The sequence below is a fragment of the Bradyrhizobium sp. GW821-FHT12B03 genome (assembly GCF_058807535.1).
In genome coordinates, this window is record NZ_JBXAQU010000003.1 from 211,487 (window position 1) to 234,185 (window position 22,699).

The window sequence follows — 22,699 nt, forward strand, 5'->3', positions numbered from 1 at the left end:
ATGATCGTGCGCCGCGTATCGAGAAAGTGGATCATGTAGTCCCAGCAGGCGCCTAAGTTACCCCTGTGCACGATGTGGCGGAAGCAGCTGTCGCGGAGCGCTTGGAGTTGCTGCTTTTTGAACTCTGATCGACAGGTGCTGATGGATCTGGGCTGCAGCCCGCAACGCTTATGGCGGGCGACATTGATCAGACCCCGTCAGCGTAGTGTGGCCGGCAGTCGATCTCCGTGCTGCCTCGCGAGCATCCATTGCGGGTACTCAGCTCTATAGGCGCTCGCTTTATCCAGGATCGCGAGCTCTTCGGTCGAGAGTTGAATCTCCGTCGCGGCGAGATTGTCATCGAGTTGTTCAACGGACTTGGCGCCGATGATCACGCTTGATACGGCCTTTTGATGCAGGAGCCACGCCAGAGCAATGCGTGCGACCGAGACGCCATGGGTCGCGGCGATCGGCTTGATAGCGTCGATCACGTCGTAAGCATGTTCCTTGTCGACGGGCGGGAAGTCGAACGACAGGCGCCTGGCATTGTTCGAGGCGGCAGCACCTTCGCGGGTAAATTTGCCTGATAGGAAGCCGCCTGCGAGGGGAGACCAGATCATAAGGCCCAATTGCTGGTCACTGACCATCGGAATGATCTCGCGTTCGAGATCGCGGCCCGCGATCGTGTAGTAGCTCTGCGTCGATTCGAACCGCGCGTAATTGTGCTGATTGCAGATCCCAATCGCCTTCATGATCTGCCAGGCCGACATGTTCGAGGCGCCGATGTATCGAACCAGTCCGCGCGAGACGAGATTGTCCAGCGCGCGCATGGTTTCCTCGAGCGGCGTCACGAGGTCTGCGCCGTGCACCTGATAGAGATCGATATAGTCAAGGCCAAGGCGCTTCAGGCTGGCTTCGACCCCCTGCATGATATGGCCGCGCGTGAGTCCAACATGGTTGGGTCCGGAGCCGGTCCGGCCACGCACCTTGGTGGCGATGATCACGTCGTCCCGATTGACCTTCAGGTCACGCAGGGCCTGGCCGAGAATGCGCTCCGAGTGTCCTTCCGCATAGACATCTGCCGTGTCGATGAAGTTGACGCCGGCAGTCAGCGCGCGCTCGACCAGCACGTTTGCGCTTTGCTGATCGACTTCGCCCCAGACCTTCCACCAACCTTGGCCACCGAAGGTCGCCGTTCCCAGGCAGAGTTCAGAGACATAGAGGCCGGTGCGACCAAACGGACGATGCTTCATCGTTCACTCCCTGGGATTATTGCCGCTTGGCGCGGCTATGGATTTTCGTTTGTCGTCGAGGCACTCACCATTTGTGACGAAGAAATTCGTCGACCATGCGCGCGGTGCGTTCGAAATGCTCTTGCAGCAAATCGATCGCAGTTTCCGCGTCGCGGCGGATCGCTGCCTCCAGGATGGCGCGGTGCTCGCCGCGGACATCACGTGGGACGTCCTCCACGCCGACCGAGAGGCGGCGATAGCGGTTCGCGCGTCCAGACAATTGACTGCAGAAGCCGAGCAGGACTTTCGAACGGCAGGCCGCAATCAAGGCTTCGTGGAAAGCGGTATGGCGGCTTTCCCATTGCTCGTCAGCGGCGGTCGGCAAATCTGCCCGTTCGCGATCCATACGGGTCAGCAAATGGTGGGCGCTGATGAGTTGCGCTTCCCAATTTTCGTCGCCGTGCTGGATCGATAGACGCAGAGCCTCGCCTTCAAGGCGCTGACGATTGCGCAGGATGTCCCACAGGTCTTCGGAAGATACCGGCGCTACGCGATAGCCGCGATGGCCTTCCAGCTCAGTAAATCCCTCGGCGGTCAGGCGAGTCAGCGCCTCGCGTACCGGCGTGACGCTGGTGTCGGTTAGCTCCTGTAATTCACTGAAGCGCAGTTTTTGCCCGGGTTGGAGCTTGCCGTTGTGCATGGCGTCGCGAATACGGGTGTAGGCCTCGTCGGCAAGCGTGCGCGTAACGTCCCCAATGGCGATCATTTGGCAATCTTCCCCGACTTTTGTCTTGAAGGCAATAGTTTCGAAAATCCTTGACTGAATATCTGCAGCCCGACTAGGCTTGAGGCAGCCCCAGGGGAATGTGCATGTCAGGTGCGCACGACATCGCCGAGAAACGGCGGGAGTTTGCGGATCTCAAGCAGTGCTTCACGCACGCAAGTGATGTGATCGCATGACAAATTTGGGGCGCCAGCGCAGGGTGATCATCGCGGGCGGCTCAGTTGGTGGCCTGTTTCTCGGCAATCTTCTGGTGAGATCGGGCTGGCAGGTCGATATCTTCGAGCGTGCCTCGGAGGGGCTGCTCGAGCGTGGCGCCGGCATCGCCGGTCATTCCGAGCTTGATCCCATCCTCAAGTCAATTCTCGGATCAGACGCCGACTTCGACCGGATCTACGTCGCGCAGCGGTATGCGATCGATCACACCGGGCGTGTGGTCGCACGGCACAGCTTTCCGCAATATTTGACGTCCTGGAATGTCCTGTTCGGCCAAATCCGCAACGCATTTCCCGCTGCGTCCTATCATTCAGGCGTCGAAGTGCTGGATGTCGTGCAGGGCGAAGACGAAGCTTCGGTGTCGTTGTCAGATGGCCGCAGTCTATCGGCAGACCTTGTCGTTGGAGCTGACGGCATCCGATCGCGCATCCGTTCGAAGCTCGCGCCGGACATTATCCCGCGCTACGCCCAATATGTTGCCTGGCGCGGCATCGTCGATGATCCCGGCAAGCTTGATGCGGACCTCGTCGCGCGCTTCAGCTTTTGCTTTCCGAAGGGCGGTCAGCTCATCGGCTACCCGTTGCTCGGCCGTGATGGCCAACGCGGGCGTCGCCGCTACAACTTCCTCTGGTACTACCGTGTGCCGGAAGGCCGGGATTTCGATGATCTGCTGACTGACGCGGATGGACGCCGGCACGAATATTCGATCCCGCCACCTTCGATCAGGCGAGAGCATATCGACACGTTTCGACGGACCGCGCAGGAGCGTCTGCCGCAGCAGTTCTGTGATGCGGCGATGTGCGCAGATCAATTCATGATCCAACCGATCTACGACGTGCAGTCGAAGCAGATCTCCTTCGGCCGGGTCGCGCTGCTTGGAGACGCTGCCTTTGTGGCTCGTCCGCATGTCGGGATCGGCGTTCTCAAGGCCGCGTTGGATGCGGTGTCGCTGACGCAACGCCTGAACCATAACGAATCTGTTTCCGGCGCATTGCGTGGGTACGAAGACGAGCGGCTCCAGCCCGGTCTCGACGCCGTGCAGTTCGGTCGCCGCCTTGGTGCATTCATCGAGCGCGGGTTGGACGGACCGAACAGCGATCCCGATCTCGGCCTCACCTACGATTTTATTTTGCGCGAGAGTGCTCGCCTGCCTCGCGCTTCGACGACTGTGCACTGAAAGGAAATCTGGAGACGACAGCTCAGAAAATTCGGCACGAATAAACGTGCGAAAATGGAAGCGGCGAAGACCGATCCATATCAAGGAGGAAACGAATGGCGAAGTCTGACTCGAAGCAGTTGACGCGCAGGGGGGTGATTGGCGGCATGGGCGCGGCCGGACTGGGCGCGGCCTATTCTGTCCTGGCGCCGCGGGCCTATGCCCAGGAGAAGAAGCCAATCAAGGTCAGTTTCTGGACCTTTGACAATCCTCAGCAACGCCCCTGGGTCAACAAGCGCGTCAAGTTGTTCATGGAGCAGAATCCACATGTGAAGGTGGATTTCCAGTGGTTCGCGTTCGGCGATCTCGGCAAGAAGTTAAGCGTCGGCTTTGCGACCGGCACGGCGCCCGATGGCTTCGTCAGCCAGGACTGGTTCATGCCGGTGTGGCTCGACAAGAACCTCCTGGCGCCGCTCGATCTTGGCAAGCTCGGCTATAGCAACTATCAGGCGTTCGCCAGCGATTTCGCGCCGGCCTTTATCGAAGGCGCGACGGTGAACGGGAAGGCCTACGGCTATCCCATGTGGTTCTATGGCTACTGCAATTACCTGAATACCAAGCAGTTCAAGGAGGTCGGGCTCGATCCCGACAAGGATTGGCCGCAGACATGGGACCAGCTTGGCGAAGTCGCCAAGAAGCTGACCGTCAAGGACGGCGACAAGTTCGTTCGCCAGGGCTTCAAGTTCGCGATGCACGCGGCGCAATGGACGATGATTCAGTTCAACCCGATCCTGGTCGGCGCCGGCGGCAGCTGGTTCGATCAGTCCGGCAAATGCGTCGTCAACGACGATGCCGGCGTTCGGGCCATGACCATCCGCGCATCGATCGCGCAGAAATACGGCGCGGAGGATCCCGCCGATTCGATTGCGACCAATCCGATCCCCGGCATGGACTTCCTGAAGGAGCGGGCATCGATGTTCTTTTGCCATCCGCTCCCGCTCGAGCTCGTCAAGGCCCAGAACCCGGCGATGCTCGAGGGTAACTACTTTCGTCCCGTCCAGTATCCGGGAAGTACGCCGGGGAAGGGCATCTCGACGGCCTACGGCTTTAACCTCGTCATCAACGCCGGGGCCTCGCCTGACAAGCAGGAAGTCCTGCACGATCTCTATAAATTCATGATGAGCGACCTTGTCGACGCCTGGAAGGACGCGGCGCCTTTCACATTCGCCAAGAAAGGCGGATGGGAGGACAACGCTGAGGTCCAGAAGTTCCCCTACGTCAACGAGATCATCAAAGCCGGCAGCAATGGTGTCGCGTTGCCACGCACGCTCGTCTTCAACGAACTAGCTGATTCCATGCACCGGGCTGTGCAGAAGATCATGTTGAGCAAGGCCGACATCAAGTCGACGCTGAACGAAGTCGCCGCCGAGGTGGATCGTGCGACTTCTGCCTACAAGAAAGCCTGACCAAATTGCCAAGGCCGGCGCGAACAGCGCCGGCCTCCACATCTTTCGACCGGAAGTGAAAATGGCGGAATTGGCGACCATTCAACCAGATGAGCTTGCGCCTGCGGAGCGCCGGGCCTGGCATCTGCACCACCGTCGCAAGATTGCCCTCTGGGGAATTGCATTCGTTTTGCCGACCATCATCTTCTTCACGATCTTCAAGTACGGCCCGATGTTGTGGGCAATCGAGCTGAGCTTCCATTCCTATGACATGATCTCGGCGCCCCGCTACGTGGGGCTGGAAAACTACCGCGATCTGATCGCCGACCCCATCTTCCGATCGACGCTCTTCAATACGCTGATCTACATTGCCTGTACGACGACGTTGCTGACCGTCATTGGGTTGTTTCTGGCGCTCGCCATCAACACTGGTATTCCCGGTGCGCGGCACTGTATGACGGCGATGTTTCTGTCCAACCTGATGCCCGTGATCGCGGTTTGTCTGGTCTGGCGCATTCTGCTGCACCCCTATGGGGTCGTGAACCAGCTGTTGCAACATGTCGGCTTTGGCCGGATCGACTGGCTGACCAGCGAATGGACCGCGATGCCGTCGATCATCATGGTCACCGTCTGGCGTTTTGCGCCGTATTTCATGGTGGTGTTCCTCGCGGCGCTTCTGGCGTTGCCTGATGACTACTACGAAGCTGCGGAGATCGACGGCGCCGGACCGATCCGTCGCTTCTTCCACATCACGTTGCCGCTTTTGATGCCGACGATCTTCTTCGTCGTCGTGGTATCGGCGTTGCTGTGCGCGCGGGTCTTCCTCTACCCCTATTTGATTACGGGTGGCGGGCCGGGCAACGCCACGCGCGTGCTTTCCATGCTGATCTACGAGACTGGCTTCTCTTACCTCAAGATGGGACAAGCCGCGGCCATTTCGGTCGTGCTGTTCGCCATCATGCTCGTCTTCACGTCATTGCAGATCACGCTGTTCACGCGCAGCGAGAGGATTTACTTCTGATGGCCGTCATCGATCAGTCCGATTGGACGCCCCCTTCGCCACGCCTTCGCCGGCATCTGCCGATGCTGCGACGGTCTCTGGGCCTTCTTCTCCTGCTTGCCCTGACGGCTGTCTTCATCCTCCCCATCGTCTGGATGCTGATGATGTCGTTCCAGGCTGGTGAGAAGATGTTCCAGCTTCGGACCGAATGGATCCCGGCGGTCTGGCATTTCGAAAACTATCCGAACGCTTTGAGCAGGGCGCCGTTTGCGCAGTATTTCCTCAACAGCGGGATCGTCTCAATCGTCGTGATGATCACGAACGTGGTCTTCTGCACGCTTGCGGGCTACGGGCTCGCCAAGTTTCGCTTTCCCGGGTCGTCTCTGCTGCTGCTTCTCATCCTGAGCACGATGATGCTGCCGCTGGAGGTGACGCTGGTTCCGACCTTCCTCGTCGTGCACAAGTTCGATTGGATCAACACCTATCAAGGCATCGTCGCGCCGCTTCTGATTGACGCGTTCGGCATCTTTCTGATGCGGCAATCCATGATCTCGATACCCAAGGACTTCATCGAGGCCGCGCGCATTGACGGCGCTGGCGAACTCCGGATCCTGCTTCAAATCATCCTGCCGCAATGTCTGCCGGCCCTGTCGGTGCTTGCGATCTTCTCGTTTCGCGACAGTTGGGATCAATTCCTTTGGCCGCTCACGGTGGTGTCGGTCGATGAGCTCCGGACATTCCCGCTGGGACTGGTGCAGTTCGGCGAGGACTACGGCAATCCGCCGACCGAGCAGATGGTGATCGCGGTTCTCGCAACGATACCGGTGTTTCTGCTGTTCGCGGTCCTTCAGCGCTCCGTGAACAAGGGTTTTGGCCTGAGCGGCCTGAAATAGGGAAGGCGGCAGACGTGGACAAGATCAAAATCGCGATGGCGCATCGCGGAGCCGGGGTTGCCCCGGTCTTTGCGGCTCTTGAAGGAGGCTACTACCGCGAGAACGGGCTTGAGCCCGAGCTCGTCTTCTATCACGGGCATTCGAATTCCCTGAAGGCGTTGATCGCCGGCGAGGCGGATTTCACCAATGCAGTGGGGGCGGAGCTTTTGCTGGCGAACCACCGTCACAACGGCGATGCTGTGGTCTTGGCCTCGGCAATTGCTTGCAGCGCCCAACAGGTCGCCGCGCGCCCGGGCATCAATTCGCGAGCGGATCTTCGCGGCAAGCGGTGGGGCGTCACCTTCCGCAGTGACGCCGACGAATGCGCGATCACGATAGCATTCGACCGCTGGGGCTGGGACGTCGCAAAAGATATCGAGATCGTTGTCGTCGGCAATGAAGGCAAGCGTCTCGACCTGTTGCTGGATCAGTCCAAAGTAGACGTCGCCATCATGCACGCACCTGAGACCTATCAGGCATCGAGATATGGCTACCACATCGTCGAGGATTTCGGCCGGCTCGGCGTTGCCTTTCAGAACAGCTGTGCCGCCGGCACACGAAAATTTATGAAGGACCACCCGGACGTGACCCTGCGTTACGTTAAAGCCTTCTGTCAGGCGGTTCATCGCTTCAGGAGTGATGCGGAGTTCGGAATCCATGTGCTGCGGAAGTACAGCGGTGAAAACGATATCGAAATCCTTCGTCCGACCTGGGTGTTGTTTGCCCGTTACATGAGCGACATGATGTTCCCGAATCTGGAGGGGATGCGCAACGCATCCGCAATCCTTCACAGGGTCGGCGCCTTGCCGGGGCTCGTGGCACCAGAAGCCGCGGTTGATCAGGGACCTGTGATCCAGCTGGAACGGGAAGGGTTCTTCGACAGGTTGATGGGTGCGTCAGCGGTGGCGACCGCGGCAACGGCGTGAGGGCGTTCGATGGCCGAAGTACTCTTGCGAAATGTGGTGAAGCGATACGGTGCCTATCAGGCCGTACACGGTATCAACCTCGAGATTCCTGACAGCAAGTTCGTCGCTCTGGTCGGCCCTTCCGGCTGCGGCAAGACAACGACACTGCGGATGATCGCCGGGCTGGAGGATGTCAGCGCAGGCGAAATCCGGATCGGCGGCAAGCTCGTGAACGATGTCGCTCCGAAGAACCGCGACATTGCAATGGTGTTCCAGAGTTATGCACTCTATCCGCACATGACTGTCTTCCAGAATATGGCGTTCGGGCTGCGGATGCGCGGCATGTCCAAGGCCGACATCAAGAAGAACGTCGAAGATGCCGCGCGGATCCTTGATATCTATGATCTCCTTGGCCGGCGTCCGAAGGAATTGTCGGGTGGCCAAAAGCAGCGCGCCGCGATGGGACGTGCGATGGTTCGTAATCCCAAAGTGTTCCTGTTTGACGAACCGCTGTCTAATCTCGACGCCAAATTGCGTGTGCAGATGCGGACGGAGATCAAGAGGGTTCATCAGCAGGTCAAGACCACGACCGTCTACGTCACGCACGATCAGATCGAGGCCATGACGCTGGCCGACTATGTGGTGGTGATGAATCGCGGTCGCATCGAACAGGTCGGTACGCCGCATGAGCTCTACCATGCGCCGAAGACGCGCTTCGTTGCGGGCTTTATGGGATCGCCGGCGATGAATTTCATGCGCTGCACGATCGAGCAAAATGCCGCGGCCCTGTCGATCCGGCTGGGCGATGGCTCTGTGTTTCCCGTGCCGGACAGTCGGCTTCGGCGATATCAGCCGCTGGTTGGGAAATCGTTGATCTTCGGCTTACGGCCGGAGCACATCACGGAGGTGCGCAGTGCCGACCGTGGAAGCTATTCGGAGTTCGACACGGTGCTCGATGTTGTCGAGCCCATGGGAACGGAAGCCATGGTGTTCTTCAGGCTCGGCGACACCGTGGTGTCCGGCCGGGTGGATACCGGCGCTTCCGTGCCCGAAGCGGGCGAGAAGATACGCCTGGCGGCGAATATGACCCATATGCATCTGATCGATCCGGAAACCGATCAGATCGTGTAGATCCTCGAACACAAAGAAGAAACGAGACGGGAGAATACGATGAAGGTTGGTGTCGCTGGCTTGGGCCGCATGGGAGCAGCCATCGCGAAGCGGTTGCTCGAGGTCGGACATGAGGTTCATGTCTGGAACAGGAACGCGGACAAGGCCGCGCCGCTGACCCAAGCGGGGGCGATTGCCGCGAAGAGCCCAAGTGAGCTCGCCAAGGCCGTCGACACGATTATTACGATTTTGACTGATGCCGCGGCGATCGCGAGCGTCTACGAAGGCAATTCGGGCCTCTTGGGTGGGGATGTCAAAGGCAAGCTGTTCGTGGAGATGAGCACGGTCCAGCCAGCCACCGAAGTGGCGTTGGCCGGGAAGATCAGGGCCAAGGGTGCCGTTATGGTCGAATGCCCGGTAGGTGGCACGGTTGGGCCCGCGCTGACTGGTAAGCTGCTGGGCGTCGCCGGCGGAAACAAGGAGGACTTCGAGCGCGCCAGGCCCCTGCTGGAGCAGATGTGCCGGCGCGTCGATCTGGTCGGTCCGATCGGAGCGGGCGCCAGCATGAAGCTTGCGATCAACCTGCCGCTTGGCGTCTTTTGGTTGGCCTTCGGCGAGGCGTTTTCGCTGTGCCGGCATTTGGATCTCGATCCGGCGTGGTTGGTGGAGCTATTCGCCGATACGTCCGGCGGCACGAACGTGCTGAAAGCCCGCGGCTCTGCCGTCGCCCTGGCTTTGCAGTCGAAGCCGTCTGGGTCCGCCACGTTTGATTGCGATGGCATCCGCAAGGACTTTCGCACGATGGTCGCAGAGGCCAAGTCTCTTGGCTTCGGGTTACCGCTGACCGAGCAGGCGCTATCGCTGTTCGACCAGGCGAGCAAGGCTGGATGGGGTGGCAAGGATTGCACGGAAATCCCCGCCTTCTGGTCTAGCAGCCACAAGGTGTAGGTCCAGTTTCGCAGAAAGGGGCGAGATCCTTCAGTGACAACTCAACGTGACACCGTCGTCGGCATGATCGGGTTAGGCATCATGGGGCATGCCATGAGCAAGAACCTGATTGCTGCGGGATTCTCCGTCGTGGGCTACGACATTTCGTCGCGCGCCGCCGATGCGTTCGGAGCCATTGGCGGCCAGGTGGCAGCATCAGTTGCCGATGTTGGCCAGTCCGCGGAAATACTCATCACATCACTCCCCTCGGCAAAAGCATTGTTTGAGGTCGTGGACGAATTGCGGACGCTTGATCGAAAGGATCGTGTCCTCGCCGAAACCAGCACGCTTACGCTCGACGACAAGACGAAGGCGTGTGTGTCGCTCGCCGAAGTCGGAATAGTGATGCTTGATTGCCCGCTCTCGGGTTCTGGCAGCCAGGCGCTCGAACGCGACGTCCTGGTCTATGGAAGCGGGGACAGACGTGCGTATAACCGCTGTCTTCCAGTCTTCAACGGCTTTTCGCGCGCACCTCACTACCTCGGAGCCTTTGGCAACGGCTCCAAGATGAAATACGTGGCCAATCTGATGGTCGCCGTGCACACGGCCGTGGCCGGCGAGGCCTTCGCATTCGCGCGCAAGGCAGGGCTTGATCCCGCGCAGATGTTCGCGGTGGTCAGCGACGGTGCTGCCCATTCGCGCGCGTTGACAGTTCGAGGTCAGATGCTGATCGACGACGACTACAAAGAGATCAGGACGATGCCGCTTGAGCTCTGGCGCAAGGACATGAAGGTGATCGCAGATTTCGCGAGCGCACTGGCCTGCCCGACCCCGATGTTTTCTGCGGCCGTACCGCTGTTCAATGCGGCTGTGGCCTCCGGCTACGGCGAGCAGGATACAGCGGCCGTAGCCGCGGTGATCGCGGCGATGGCTGGATTGCCGGCGCCCAAGAAGTAACAATCGGCGCGACCGGACGCCCAAGAGAGTGGGGATCAACCTTGAAGGCAATTCCAACCATCGACGGTCATCATCACATCTGGCGCCTGAATGATCTGGCTTGGTTGTCGGGACCTCAGGTTCCGCGGATATTCGGGCCTTACGAGCCGATCTGCCGGGACTACCCTATCGACGAATTTCTTGCAGACGCGGAAGGCTGCAATATCGTCAAATCCATCTACGTTCAGACCAATTGGCCATCTGGGAAGAGCTACGATGAAGCCAAATGGGTCCAGTCGGTCATCGATGAACGCGGTTGGCCTCATGCCAACGTTGCTTATGCTGATCTTGCCGATCCGGACTGCGAAAGCCTGATCAAGCAGTTGGCCGCTCTACCGGCCACGCGCGGTATCCGCCAGCAACTGCATTGGCATGAGAAGCAGCAGTATCGATTTGCTCCAAGGCCTGACGTCATGAACGATCCCGCGTGGCGTAGCGGCCTCGCGCTTCTAGCAACGCACAATCTGCTCTTCGAGCTGCAGGTGTTCACCGATCAGATGCGGAATGGGGCGGCCCTGGCGCGAGCGTTTCCAGACACGACATTTGTTCTCGAGCACGCGGGAATGCTCGAAGACATGACCGACGAGGGCTGGAAGAGATGGCGGGCAGGGATGTTCGCTCTTGCCGAGCAGCCCAATGTGAATGTGAAGCTGTCTGGCCTGGGGACATTCGTGCATGCCTGCCGCGCCGATGTCATGACGCCGATTATTCGCGAGACGGTCGCCATTTTCGGCGCCGACAGATGTCTCTACGGCAGCAACTTCCCGATCGAGAAACTCTGGACCGATTATGTGAGTCTCTACGCGACGTTCCGCGACGCGATCTCGCTTCTCGATGAGCGGCAGCAGCGGGCAATCCTTCACGATACCGCCGCGCGCCTCTATCGGATCTGAAAAGCATGCGGTGGATGTCAGGCGGTTCGCGTGTCCGTGTTTGGCGGAGTATCGGCAAAGATTTCTGCCGCGATTCTGGTGGTCTCGATCGCCGCTGGGATGCCGCAATATGTTGCCACGAGCAACAGGACGTCCTGCACCTGATCAGCTGTACAGCCGTTCGCTCGCGCGCCTTGGGCATGCACGCGGAATTCGGTGGCCTTGCCGCTGGCCGCGGTAATGGCAAGCATCACCAGGCTACGCATCGGGTCGGACAGGCCGTTGCGTTCCCAGATATCGCCGTAGACATAGGCGTTGATGATGTTTTGTAGTGGTGCGCCGAAATCGCCAGCTGCAGCCATGCGGTTTTCCACCTGCGTTGCGCCTAGCATTCGCTTGCGTCGTTCGAGACCGCGCGCGTAGAGATCACTGACATCGACCATGGGATATCCCGCCTTGATGACCGTGTTGTCTTATATGATCAAAACTGCGACCGCTCAATCTTGGTCTCTGTTGCTGGCCATGAATCGTTGATGGGTTACGCGATGATCAAATGTGCAATTGCAGGCCTCGGGCGCTGGGGGCAAAGCCTCGTCGAGGCGGCGCACCGCGATGGCCGAATCAGGATCACGCACGCGATCGAGCCGGATGCGGAGCGCGCGCGAGACATTTGTTTGAAGCATGATCTCGCGCTTTCGGGAAGCTTGGAGGCCGTTCTCGCTGCCCCCGCGATCGAGGCCGTGCTTCTGGCAACTCCGCACTCCCAACACTTGGCGCAAGTGATCGCTGCCGCGTCTGCCGGAAAGCATGTCTTTTGCGAAAAGCCGCTCGCGCTTCGCCGTGAGCACGCGGCTCGAATGTTCCATGCATGCCACTCGGCGGGTGTTCTGCTGGCGGTGGGTCACAATCGCCGCTTCTGGCCGTCATTGAAGGCTCTACGGGCGATTGTGAGCAGCGGCGAGCTCGGCACGATCCTGCACATTGAAGGGCACAATAGTAATGAGAATTCTCAAGCCATCACCTCTGGTTGGCGCTTGTCGTCCGAGGAGTCGCCGGGTGGTGGCCTGACCGGGGCCGGCCTGCACGTGCTCGATGCGTTCGTCAGTTTGGTTGGGCCAGCACGGCGCGTTTATGCGCGCCTCAGTCCTCGCGAAGTGGGGCCTCCGCCCCTCGACAGCGCCATGCTGGCTATCGATTTCGCAAGCGGGGTTACAGGCACGCTCGCGACAGTTCGCGCGACACCGGTGTTTTGGCGGGTTCACGTGTTCGGAACGAAAGGTTCCGCCGAGGTGCTTGATGACCTGACGCTTGTGAGACGTCGTTCTGGAGCATCACCGGAGACGATTGTCCATCCTCGCGTTGACGTGCTCGCCAATGAGCTAGCGGCCTTTGCAGATGCAGTCGGTGGCGGATCGCCGTACCCCGTACCGCAGGAGGACATCCTGGCCACGCTAAGTGCGTTTGAGAGTGCATTACATTCAATGACGACCGGTCAGCCGGCGATCTGCGAATAGATGTCTGCGTGAGCCGCTAGTTCTCGTTGGAGGGTGTCGAAATACGGTTCGTTGCGAATCGACACTGGCCTTTGGGTTGCCGTTCCACCACAACGGCGCCAATGCACAGCGAATGAGCCGGCGTGGAGGCGTCGCATTGCCTCGTTTGGATCAGAACGCGATACTGGTATCGCTAGTCATAGACAGCACGGCGCTCACCGGCGGCTATACTATTTTCGCGGAAATAGTATAAAGGGGCGACTGCGAAGAGGATGTTGTAATCAATTGAAATATCAGGACTATCGCTTTTCCGTGGCCCCCATGATGGATTGGACCGGGGCTTCTCAAAAAGAAATGCAACATCAGCACTTAAGCGCGGTCGTCGAGAACCGTGCAGTACCAAATGCAGTACCGATCTAGTTTGAAGCGCGCGCAGGCGATTGATGTCGTAGTTTGGCGTGCATTGGATCGCCCGCGCAGAGCGCAGCGTATCGTCGTCGCCAGAGCACAATTCGCAGAATGTGTTGCAGCGGTCAGCTGAACCCACCCCAGCCATCCGGGGCTCGCGCCTCCCACAGGCATGATCCTCGTTGCCCTCAAAACCTCGGTCGTCCGGATCAACCATCGTTTTCTGATCTGCCGAGCTTAGCGAGTCTGACGTTCAATTTGTTGCTTTTTCGTCTGATCTTGCGGCATCACTAGCGTGTCGTTCCGGTTTGAGCAGGAGGAACAACTCGCGAATTGGACGTTTCTTCGATTGCCGCAATTCCGAACCTTAGCTTCCTATGGTTGATCGACGCCGCAAAGCGTCCGCCAGAACGGCGAAGGCTGGTGAGAGTTGCCGGCGACTTGGATAATAGAGATGATAACCGGAAAACGGCGGACACCAATCGGACAGGACGCGTATCAGCCTCCCGTCGGCGATGTCCTCCCGGACATGGTCTTCAAAGAGGTAGGCCAATCCTGCGCCGCTGCGCGCCGCAGCCAACGCCAATCGGGATCCGTTGAATGCAAGAGGTCCTTCCACACGCACCCGCAGCTCGCGCCCGTCTTTCTCGAATTCCCAAGCATGAAAGCCGCCGAAAGTTGGCAGGCGAATGTTAATGCAGCGGTGAGCGGTGAGATCCTGCGGGGTCAGTGGTTTTGGATGTCGGGTAAAATAGGATGGTGTGCCGATCACAGCCATCCGCATCTCGGGACCGATGGGCACCGCGATCATGTCCTTGTCGACCTCCTCGCCGAGCCTCACGCCGGCGTCGAAGCGTTCAGCAACGATGTCCGTGAAGCCGTGATCGATGACGATCTCCACCTTGATGTCGGGATAATCCGGCAGGAGCGTTTCGACGGCAGGCCAGATGACCGCGACGGCAGCGTGTTCACCAGCCGTGATGCGGACGCTGCCAGCAGGTTTATCCCTGAGTTCGGTCAGCGCCGACAGCGCGGCATCGATTTCTTCGAAATGGGGGCCCACTGTCTGGAGCAGGCGCTCGCCGGCGTCGGTCAGTGAGACGCTCCTTGTCGTCCGCGTTAAAAGTCGAACACCGAGTCGTTCTTCCATGCCGCGGATAGTATGGCTAAGGGACGACGGCGACAGGCGGAGTTGGGCAGCCGCTTTCGTGAAACTGCGCTCCCGGGCGACAACGAGAAATGTGGTCAAGTCGCTCATATTGTCTCGTGCCATTCTTGAATCCCATTCAGCACTGCTCGCTAATTATGCAATCTAGTGCGACCAATCCAATTGCGCTAGATGGACCACTAGTTAGAGAATTGGCGTCGTAAAGATCGATTCCCACACGTCTGCCTGAGGGATTGCGTGAAAGCCGGGTTTGGCAGCCACTTTTGCGCAGCTGCGCGCCCGAGCGACCGCAAGAAGCCCCGTTATGTCGCAGGCGCCCCACACTCATGAATCCTGTTCAAGACTGCATGCCAATCTTGCAGGCTAATCGCGGTGTCCAAGTTGCACTAGATTTGGACTGAGACGTCGCTGGATCGTGGCAAGCCCTTGAGCATCCGCAGATGCATGGAAGTGCATTTCGTCGATGCGTCTTGGGCTGGTGACACGCCGCCGTTCGAACTTCTTCAAACAAGGGAATATGCGATGGCTGATAGAACCTTCGATGCGAAGAGACGCCAGTTCCTCGGAACCACTGCGTTTGCTCTGTGTGGTGCTGTCGTGGCCAGCTCGGCGCTGGTTGGCGCCACTTCGGCATCGGCTCAATCCGCCGCTGCGAAGGGGCCGGCAGTGGTCAACTATCCCAACGAGAAAGGCGTGACGATCGAACGCGTCACTTACCCCGCGAGGAATATGGGGACGAACATCGTCGCCAACCTGTTCAAGCCCGCGAACTTCGACAGCAGCAGGAAGTATGCTGCGATCATTGTGACCCATCCGTTCGGCGCCGTCAAAGAACAGTCCTCCGGCCTCTATGCCCAGCGTCTCGCCGAGGCGGGCTTTATTGGTCTGGCCTATGATGCGTCCTATCAAGGTGAAAGCGGCGGCGAACCGCGCCTCATGGAGGTGCCAGGGCAACGCGTGGACGACATCAGTTGCGCCATCGATTTCCTCGTTCAGCACCCCCAGGTCGATCCGGCCCGTATCGGTTCGCTGGGCATTTGCATCGGCGGCAGTTACGCGCTGAACCACGCCCAGCACGAACATCGTGTGAAGGCAGTTGCGGCCGTCAGCACATTCGATATTGGCGAAGGCCGCCGCGAAGGTCTTTCGGGTTCGATTTCTTATGAAGAACGGATCAAGCGGCTCAAGGATGCCGGCGAACAGCGCAGCCGCGAGGCGCGCGGCGAGCCCGTACGCCTCGTGCCCGTCGTAGCTAACTCGCCGGCTGATTTCACTGCGGCGACTCCAGTCATGTACAGGGAAGGCTACGAGTATTACCGCACGGCACGAGGGCAGCATCCCAACTCGGTGAACCGCTATGTGTTCTCGAGTCTTCCCCAGCAAATGGCGTTCTACCCGTTTGAGATGATCGAGACGATTTCACCTCGGCCCTTGCTGGTTATCGCAGGTTCCAAGGCCGAGACGAAGTTCTGGAGCGATCGGGTCTACGAGAAGGCCAAGGAGCCGAAGCAACTGTTCGTGGTCGACGGTGCGACACATGTCGATCTCTACGACAAACCACAGTTCGTTGGACCGGCCGTCTCGAAGCTGGCCGAGTTCTTCGGCCAGCATCTAGCGTCGGCCTGACAGGCGTCCTTCGTTGCGGTATCCAGGCAGGGAAGGGGCGTCATAAAACCCTTTCCCGCGCCGGGTGTCCTTTCAGCCGCGGGCTTCCCCACTCCATACCCTTGGCCTTCAGTTAGCTCGTCCCAGCCCCAACTTCGGCAAGTCGAATCTACTTGTGAATTTCAAGCATCACGGCATGCAGAATTGAATGTCTAATCAACGTACGTTTGTCGGTGCATATCTGGGGCATGCAATCAGCGAGCTAAGCGCCGTTCTGAAGCGATGAACGCGAAGGAGATTCCAATGAAGAAACGTCAATTGGGCAGGCTTGAGGTGTCCGCTCTCGGCTACGGCTGCATGGGGCTTGATTCGACCTACGGCAAACCGTTGGAGCGCGCCGAAGCCACCAAGATGATTCACGCAGCGGTTGACCGCGGCGTCACCTTCTTCGACACGGCCGAGGTCTACGGGCCATTCACGAACGAAGAACTCGTGGGTGACGGTCTCGCCCCCTTCCGCGATAAAGTGGTTATCGCAACCAAGTTCGGCTTCGGCATCAATCCCGACGGTACCCGCTATGGCCTCACCAGTCGTCCGGAACACATCCTGGGCGCAGTCGAGCAATCGCTCAAGCGGCTCAAGACGGATGTTATTGACCTGTACTATCAGCATCGTGTCGACCCCGCAGTGCCGATCGAGGACGTGGCTGGGATTCTCGGTCAGCTTATCGAGCAAGGCAAGGTGAAGCACTACGGCCTCTCCGAAGCGAGCGCAGGAACCATTCGCCGCGCTCACGCCGTTCAACCGATCACCGCCGTCCAGAGCGAGTATTCGTTATGGACGAGAAATGTTGAACATAACGGTGTTCTCGCGGCCTGCGATGAGCTGGGAATCGGCTTCGTTCCCTGGAGCCCTCTGGGCGCAGGGTTTCTTGCGGGTGCAATCACCGCGGACACCAAGCTCGATTCTTCAGATTTCCGCAGCAACGTTCCGCGCTTTGCTCCGGAAGCGCGCGAAGCGAATTTGGTCCTGGTCGGCGCATTGAAACAGGTCGCGGAACGGAAGGGTGTAACGCTGGCGCAAGTTGCGCTCGCCTGGCTTCTGACGCGGAAGCCCTGGATCGTTCCGATCCCGGGCACCACCAAGTTGCACCGGCTCGAAGAGAACCTCGGCGCCGTCGATGTCCAACTGACCATGTCCGACTTCACGGCGATCGAGGGCGCCATTTCAAGCACTCCCATTCAGGGTGAACGCCTCCATAAGGCGGCCTTGGGACTGGTCGATCACTGAGGGCTTCGATCTTGATAACCGAAGCGCTGTCCTCGAAGGCATAGGCTGCCGTGTTCAGTGCTTCGGCTTCGTGCTCGAGAAGCGACTGACGCCAGCTCTGCTTGAGCCTGTCTGGTTCGACGCTATCGCAGCGCCAAATCAGAGGGGTCGGTCACTCATGCGATGGATCAATGGGGCATAACCCTTTGTGTTAAATGAACAATCGTTCAAGAATATTTTTGTTTGTGTAACAAACAAAAATATGGTCTAGTCTCGTGATGAAAGCCATGGAACGAGCCGTCAGGACGGGATCCCAGAATACAAGAAGGGTAATTCTGCTTACGGCGTCACGTCTGTTCGCAGACCGCGGCTTTGCCGACGTTTCGGTCAACGAGGTCGCTGCGTCCGCCAGGGTCTTCCCTAACCAGGTCACCTACTACTTCGGGGGAAAGGATGGCCTCTTCGTCGAGGTCGCCGGACGAATGATCCTCGAAGCGGGCCTCAACGCGGAAACGGAAGCGCGCGAAGCGGCATCGGTGCGGGAGTACAATCGGACGCTTGCCACTTCGGTCCTCGGCGCGGGCCTGCCCGCCGTTCTTGCGTTCATCGAGGCGATGTTGATCGCAAGAAGGCGTCCTGATCTGGGAGCCCAGATCAAAGGCACGCTCGATCGCCTGCATCAAGAAGGCGCGAGAGCCTCTGCAGAAATCACTTCCCGGAAAGGCTGGTCGATGAAGACCAGCCCCGAAGTGGCCGCCCGAAACTTCTGGGCGACGATTACGGGCATCGCTCTGCAAATGGTGGCGAGTGGCGACACGAACATCGCTGGAGAAATCGACGCGTTGGCGCTCGTCGAACTGAATCTGAACGACCATGACATCAACAAAAATAGTTAGCGAACGAGGAGACGTCACGATGGCTGAAATGGCACTTAAGGCAGGACCCACTCACGAAGTCACGAACCAGGCTGTTCCGCTCCCGTCGGTTAATTTTTTCGACGGCGATGCTGCGTTAAGAGATGTCGTCCAGTGGTCCGGAGCCGCCGCATTCGAAAAGTCATTTATGAGTTCCGGCAAACAAGCGGGTGATGTGCACGTTCAGGATCTTTCCCGCTTGGCCAACCGATATTCTCCGGAGTTGCGTGCGTTCGATCGCTTCGGTCACCGGACCGACTTGGTGGAATTCCATCCCGCCTATCACGAGCTGATGGGCTTGGCTTTCGGAAGTGGCGTTCACTCGCTTGCCTGGACGGCTAAGGAGGGTGGGCACGCGGCACGCGCGGCGCTGAGCTACATCTGGAATCAGGCGGATGCAGGTGTGAATTGTCCGACATCCATGACGTATGCCTCCGTCAAGGCCATCCGCAATGCTCCCGCCTTGGCGGCGGCGCTCGAACCCAAAATATTCTCCACCAGCTATGACCCGCGACCGATCCACTTCAGCCAAAAGAAGGGCATCACGGTCGGCATGGCAATGACCGAAAAACACGCCGGCTCCGACCTGCGAGCAATGGCTACGGTCGCCACACCGGTCGGCGATGGTGAGTTCGGTCCGGAATTCGAACTAACCGGTCACAAGTGGTTCTGCTCCGCTCCGATGTGCGATGGATTTCTTACTCTGGCGAGGACCGACAAGGGAGTGACGTGTTTCTTCGTTCTGCGCTCGCTGGCCAATGGCGAGAGAAACACGTTTCTTATCCAGCGCTTGAAAGAGAAGCTTGGAAACCGCTCTAGTGCCAGCAGCGAAATCGAGTATTCGGGTACACGCGCCATCCTCGTCGGGGAGGAAGGCCGCGGCATTCCCACGCTGATCGAAATGGCCCATTTGACGCGGCTTGAGACCGCGATAAGCTCTGCAGCTATCATCCGCCGCGGATTGACCGAGGCAATCCAGCACACGCGGACGCGTTATGCCTTTCAGCGGGCTTTGATCGATCAGCCGATTATGGAGGCCGTCATTGCCGACGTCGCCGTGGAGAGCGAGGCGCATCTCTCGTTGGCCATGCGTGCAGCGCAAGCGGTCGACCTGAGCGAGACGAATCAAACCGAAAGGCTTCTGTCCCGCTTCCTCGTTCCGCTGGCCAAATTCTGGATTTGCAAGCGGACGCCGGTCGCGATCGTCGAACTCCTCGAGTGCATGGGAGGCAACGGATACGTCGAGGAAGGCGTGCTGGCGCGACTGTATCGCGAGGCACCTTTGAACGGGATCTGGGAGGGGTCAGGCAACGTCATCTGTTTGGATCTGCTGCGTGTGCTTCGTCGCGAGCCCGAGATCCGCGAGGCACTTCGGAACGAAATCAGAGTGGAGGGTTCTGCTGTACTCGACCGTCTCTGGGACGAGATCGACGATCTTATCGACGAAGCCGCATCGCACGAAAGGGCAGCACGGCGTCTCGCGGAACAGATCGCGATAGCGGTGCAGTATTCGCTGTTGCTGAGGCACGCACCGGAGATCGTCTCAGAAACGTTTCGGGTGAGCAGGATCGAAGCTCCGCATCTGACATTCGGCTCGTTTAAATCCGCGTCATCGCTGCGTGCCATCATCGAACGGGCGACCGTCACCTGACGTGGTGCTGCGCAGGAGCCCAATATGGGTCGAAGCCTTCGCAAGCCGGCCGGTTCTGATAGCGCAAACGCTAACCTCGGGATCGCCGCCCACAGGTTTCCTTGCTCTATCGCCGCCAAATCTACGATGGTGCTTGTTCTATCCTAGGCCTGGCCTGAGCGGCACGTTACTTTGCACGGGATTGGTGAGGAGGGTCGGAACGAGCGCGGTACTGCATGAATTCATTCGGTACTGCAATGCTGTACCGGAGCAGGTGCGGCGTCATAGAGGGACGAACAAGCGATCGACTTAAGAACTTGAAATGAAAGGAAAATGCCCCAATAGTCAGCTTTGAATTTCTGTCGGCCCAAAAATCAGCTATTCCAGACGAGATGATAAAGCGAAATAACATCAATATGTTATCGCATCGATTTTGCATTGCACCCATGATGGATTGGACTGGGACTTCTCGAAAAGCGAAGCGCAATCAGCGCTTAGGCCCGGTCGTTGAGCGCCATGCAGTACCAAATGCAGTACTGATCTGGCTTGAGGCGTACGCAAGCGAGTGATGTCGCAATTTGGTGTGCATTGGGTCACTGGCGCGTCGAATTGCAGTTCGGTCGGCGGCGCGCTGGTGCCCGCCGGCCTCGACAACGCAAAGGGACTGGTTTCAGCCTGGTGGGAGGTCAGTCCGACCGACCCGCCGGAGGACCCCAACCCGGCGGTCGAGCACTGAAGTCAGGCTTAGCTGACGCGGCTCGCGACAACATCTGCTCAATTTCATTTTGTAAAACTCATATTGAGTATGAATGAAAGTCAGCTCGAAGAGTCTCTGTTCGAGCCTTCGACGAGGAACACGACAGGCCGGTGATCGGCAATTGCAAAATCAGGGCGAGGGCATTGACCAATTCCAGAGCCGGATCCAACGGCATGTCGATAGTCCTCCAGCCGACGTGATTGTCGGGACGGATCAGGATCGCTCCGTTATTGCTTACTTCACGCAGGCTGAGCCAATCGGTTGATCGGAAATCGCATTCGTCTTCGTCTCCGATTGAGACGGTCTTGAGCGACAAGCTAAGCTCTCGCGAGGCTGCGTCGGCAGCCGCTTTCCACGCCGAACCATTGGCCCCCGTTATAAGCAAAAAGCCGTCCGGATCTCCGAGGTCATGAGTCGATAAGGTGCGGCGTCCGTCGATTAACCACGCGTGAGGTAGCCGATGTCCAGGACGCGTGGTCGGAAGATAAATGCCGCCCATGGGGTCGCGTTCGGGTGGTGGAGTCCCGTCTGATGCCAGCGCGCCGTGATCGTAGCGAAATCCTATTTCGATATCGTGCGCTTGCCATTCCATGCGCTGGACCTCGAGCACCTTGGCGAGGCGCGCGCGGCGCGTGCGGCCTTCATCATCGTCAGCAAAAAATGCCGTGAAGTTTGCGACGCTCACTTCCGCATTACCGCGCACCAATCCGATGCCGACATCGGTGAGTTGGTGGTTTTGAAATGTCATCAGCGCCCACTTCACATTGCGGTCCGCGATCGGACGGCGTTCGGTCTCATACGTATTCAGCAACGCATCGGGCGCCACCCTGCGCAAGACGGCGTTGAGCTTCCACGCCAGATTGTGGGCATCCTGGATCGCTGAGTTGAGACCGAGCCCGGTGGTCGGCGGGTGCCGGTGCGCCGCGTCGCCGGCCAAAAAGATCCGGTCAAATCTGTAGCGATCCGCGAGAACGCCTTCTACTACCCAATGGCCGATGCCGATAATGTCGGGCGTGAGATCGGGCAGCTTCAGAAGTTCGCGCATTCGCGGCAGCAATGAATTTTCGTCAAAACGCGAGGGATCATCGGGGCGAAATGTAAAATGAAACATCCACTCCTCGGAGTGCCGCCCAAATCGCGTGGGTCCGAGTTGGCCCAACACGCCACTGCTCCACGATCCGCCATCGGGATTCACGAACCATGTCGTCATAGCGTAGTCGTCATCCCACCATTGCGATAAATCCGCGCGGAAATAGACGGTCACCATGTGGACCAGGTCCGTCTGGCCAGCAAGCTTGGCACCGACGATCGGACCAACGGTTTTGCCTCCGTCCGCGGCGATCACGTAATCCGCGACGACCCTCATTTGCTCTTGGGTTCCTCGGTTGACGATTGTCGCCGTCACCCGATTGCGGTCTTGGACCAGCTCAACGAGTTCGTGGCCATACAGGGTTCGGCCTGCTCCATGCTTTTCGGCTTCGCCCCGCAACAATGGTTCAAGGCGGACCTGGGGATAAAGCGTGCTCTCGCACGGGCTGTCCTTCGCGTAATCGGTAAGCGAGCCGCCGCCAAATGAGTCGATCACATGGAACGTCCGTCGGTCCAGTGGTCCGTCGCCCGCGAGACTCGTGCACCACCGGATCCGCGAAATATGCTTCAACGGCATTGATCTTGAATAGATCGCGTCGGCAACGCCGTATTGGCGAAAAATCTCCATCGTCCTTTGGTTTATGTAGCGGGCCTTTGGCAGCTGTCCGGGCTTGTCGCGTCGCTCGACCAGGAGGGATTCGACTCCAAGTCGCGACAAGAAGATTGACGAGGATAGGCCACAACCCCCGCCGCCAACGATCAAAACCGGTACGCGCGATTCCTTCATGTTTCTATCCGTATGATTCGAGCGAACA

21 protein-coding genes are annotated in these 22,699 nt (G+C 58.9%); 15 read left to right on the forward strand and 6 right to left on the reverse strand.

Features of this window, described 5'->3' with window-relative positions:
- Window positions 1-197: 197 nt before the first annotated feature.
- Window positions 198-1,232 (reverse strand): aldo/keto reductase, encoded by a 1,035-nt coding sequence (locus AC1RUR_RS08050; RefSeq protein ID WP_492842569.1) that lies wholly within the window; start codon window positions 1,230-1,232, stop codon window positions 198-200.
- A gap of 64 nt (window positions 1,233-1,296) precedes the next feature.
- Window positions 1,297-1,977, reverse strand: a complete 681-nt coding sequence (locus AC1RUR_RS08055; protein WP_492842570.1) for a GntR family transcriptional regulator — start codon at window positions 1,975-1,977, stop codon at window positions 1,297-1,299.
- 190 nt (window positions 1,978-2,167) lie between these two features.
- On the opposite strand from AC1RUR_RS08055, the gene AC1RUR_RS08060 reads away from it, so the two are divergent.
- The 9 genes from AC1RUR_RS08060 (at window position 2,168) to AC1RUR_RS08100 (ending at window position 11,572) form a co-directional block, all read left to right on the forward strand.
- The gene (locus tag AC1RUR_RS08060; protein ID WP_492842571.1) at window positions 2,168-3,385 is read left to right on the forward strand and encodes an FAD binding domain-containing protein; all 1,218 of its coding nucleotides are present in this window, start codon (window positions 2,168-2,170) and stop codon (window positions 3,383-3,385) included.
- A 95-nt stretch (window positions 3,386-3,480) separates the two neighbouring features.
- Window positions 3,481-4,830, forward strand: a complete 1,350-nt coding sequence (locus AC1RUR_RS08065; RefSeq protein WP_492842572.1) for an extracellular solute-binding protein — start codon at window positions 3,481-3,483, stop codon at window positions 4,828-4,830.
- Window positions 4,802-5,830, forward strand: a complete 1,029-nt coding sequence (locus AC1RUR_RS08070) for a carbohydrate ABC transporter permease (RefSeq protein WP_492842573.1) — start codon at window positions 4,802-4,804, stop codon at window positions 5,828-5,830. The genes AC1RUR_RS08065 and AC1RUR_RS08070 overlap by 29 nt, the downstream gene beginning before the upstream one ends.
- A complete protein-coding gene (locus AC1RUR_RS08075) occupies window positions 5,830-6,702 on the forward strand; it encodes a carbohydrate ABC transporter permease (protein ID WP_492842574.1) in 873 nt (290 codons plus the stop codon). The genes AC1RUR_RS08070 and AC1RUR_RS08075 overlap by 1 nt, the downstream gene beginning before the upstream one ends.
- A 14-nt stretch (window positions 6,703-6,716) precedes the next feature.
- The gene (locus AC1RUR_RS08080) at window positions 6,717-7,667 is read left to right on the forward strand and encodes an ABC transporter substrate-binding protein (RefSeq protein WP_492842575.1); all 951 of its coding nucleotides are present in this window, start codon (window positions 6,717-6,719) and stop codon (window positions 7,665-7,667) included.
- A 9-nt stretch (window positions 7,668-7,676) separates the two neighbouring features.
- Window positions 7,677-8,777, forward strand: a complete 1,101-nt coding sequence (locus AC1RUR_RS08085; RefSeq protein ID WP_492842576.1) for an ABC transporter ATP-binding protein — start codon at window positions 7,677-7,679, stop codon at window positions 8,775-8,777.
- The gene (locus tag AC1RUR_RS08090; RefSeq protein ID WP_492843142.1) at window positions 8,778-9,704 is read left to right on the forward strand and encodes an NAD(P)-dependent oxidoreductase; all 927 of its coding nucleotides are present in this window, start codon (window positions 8,778-8,780) and stop codon (window positions 9,702-9,704) included. It begins immediately after the preceding gene.
- A gap of 63 nt (window positions 9,705-9,767) precedes the next feature.
- On the forward strand, window positions 9,768-10,640 hold the full coding sequence (locus tag AC1RUR_RS08095; protein ID WP_492843144.1) for an NAD(P)-dependent oxidoreductase: 873 nt from the start codon (window positions 9,768-9,770) through the stop codon (window positions 10,638-10,640).
- Window positions 10,641-10,681: 41 nt separating this feature from the next.
- The gene (locus tag AC1RUR_RS08100; RefSeq protein WP_492842577.1) at window positions 10,682-11,572 is read left to right on the forward strand and encodes an amidohydrolase family protein; all 891 of its coding nucleotides are present in this window, start codon (window positions 10,682-10,684) and stop codon (window positions 11,570-11,572) included.
- A gap of 17 nt (window positions 11,573-11,589) precedes the next feature.
- Here the strand turns inward: AC1RUR_RS08100 and AC1RUR_RS08105 are convergent, their stop codons facing one another.
- A complete protein-coding gene (locus AC1RUR_RS08105; protein WP_492842578.1) occupies window positions 11,590-11,994 on the reverse strand; it encodes a carboxymuconolactone decarboxylase family protein in 405 nt (134 codons plus the stop codon).
- Between the two features lie 90 nt (window positions 11,995-12,084).
- On the opposite strand from AC1RUR_RS08105, the gene AC1RUR_RS08110 reads away from it, so the two are divergent.
- Window positions 12,085-13,065 (forward strand): Gfo/Idh/MocA family protein, encoded by a 981-nt coding sequence (locus AC1RUR_RS08110; RefSeq protein WP_492842579.1) that lies wholly within the window; start codon window positions 12,085-12,087, stop codon window positions 13,063-13,065.
- Between the two features lie 172 nt (window positions 13,066-13,237).
- Here the strand turns inward: AC1RUR_RS08110 and AC1RUR_RS08115 are convergent, their stop codons facing one another.
- Both AC1RUR_RS08115 and AC1RUR_RS08120 read right to left on the reverse strand, forming a co-directional pair.
- Complete coding sequence (locus tag AC1RUR_RS08115) at window positions 13,238-13,669, reverse strand: hypothetical protein (protein ID WP_492842580.1); 432 nt, start codon at window positions 13,667-13,669, stop codon at window positions 13,238-13,240.
- A gap of 150 nt (window positions 13,670-13,819) precedes the next feature.
- Window positions 13,820-14,725 (reverse strand): LysR family transcriptional regulator, encoded by a 906-nt coding sequence (locus AC1RUR_RS08120; RefSeq protein WP_492842581.1) that lies wholly within the window; start codon window positions 14,723-14,725, stop codon window positions 13,820-13,822.
- A gap of 339 nt (window positions 14,726-15,064) precedes the next feature.
- Here AC1RUR_RS08120 and AC1RUR_RS08125 point away from each other — a divergent pair, with 339 nt between their 5' ends.
- The 5 genes from AC1RUR_RS08125 (at window position 15,065) to AC1RUR_RS08145 (ending at window position 20,774) form a co-directional block, all read left to right on the forward strand.
- Window positions 15,065-16,246, forward strand: coding sequence for an alpha/beta fold hydrolase (locus AC1RUR_RS08125; protein WP_492842582.1), 1,182 nt, complete (start codon window positions 15,065-15,067; stop codon window positions 16,244-16,246).
- Between the two features lie 282 nt (window positions 16,247-16,528).
- The gene (locus tag AC1RUR_RS08130; RefSeq protein ID WP_492842583.1) at window positions 16,529-17,515 is read left to right on the forward strand and encodes an aldo/keto reductase; all 987 of its coding nucleotides are present in this window, start codon (window positions 16,529-16,531) and stop codon (window positions 17,513-17,515) included.
- Between the two features lie 266 nt (window positions 17,516-17,781).
- The gene (locus tag AC1RUR_RS08135) at window positions 17,782-18,390 is read left to right on the forward strand and encodes a TetR/AcrR family transcriptional regulator (protein WP_492842584.1); all 609 of its coding nucleotides are present in this window, start codon (window positions 17,782-17,784) and stop codon (window positions 18,388-18,390) included.
- Window positions 18,391-18,409: 19 nt separating this feature from the next.
- Complete coding sequence (locus tag AC1RUR_RS08140) at window positions 18,410-20,059, forward strand: acyl-CoA dehydrogenase family protein (protein ID WP_492842585.1); 1,650 nt, start codon at window positions 18,410-18,412, stop codon at window positions 20,057-20,059.
- Between the two features lie 547 nt (window positions 20,060-20,606).
- Window positions 20,607-20,774 (forward strand): hypothetical protein, encoded by a 168-nt coding sequence (locus tag AC1RUR_RS08145; RefSeq protein WP_492842586.1) that lies wholly within the window; start codon window positions 20,607-20,609, stop codon window positions 20,772-20,774.
- A 58-nt stretch (window positions 20,775-20,832) separates the two neighbouring features.
- Here the strand turns inward: AC1RUR_RS08145 and AC1RUR_RS08150 are convergent, their stop codons facing one another.
- On the reverse strand, window positions 20,833-22,671 hold the full coding sequence (locus AC1RUR_RS08150; RefSeq protein ID WP_492842587.1) for an FAD-dependent monooxygenase: 1,839 nt from the start codon (window positions 22,669-22,671) through the stop codon (window positions 20,833-20,835).
- Window positions 22,672-22,699 lie beyond the last annotated feature (28 nt).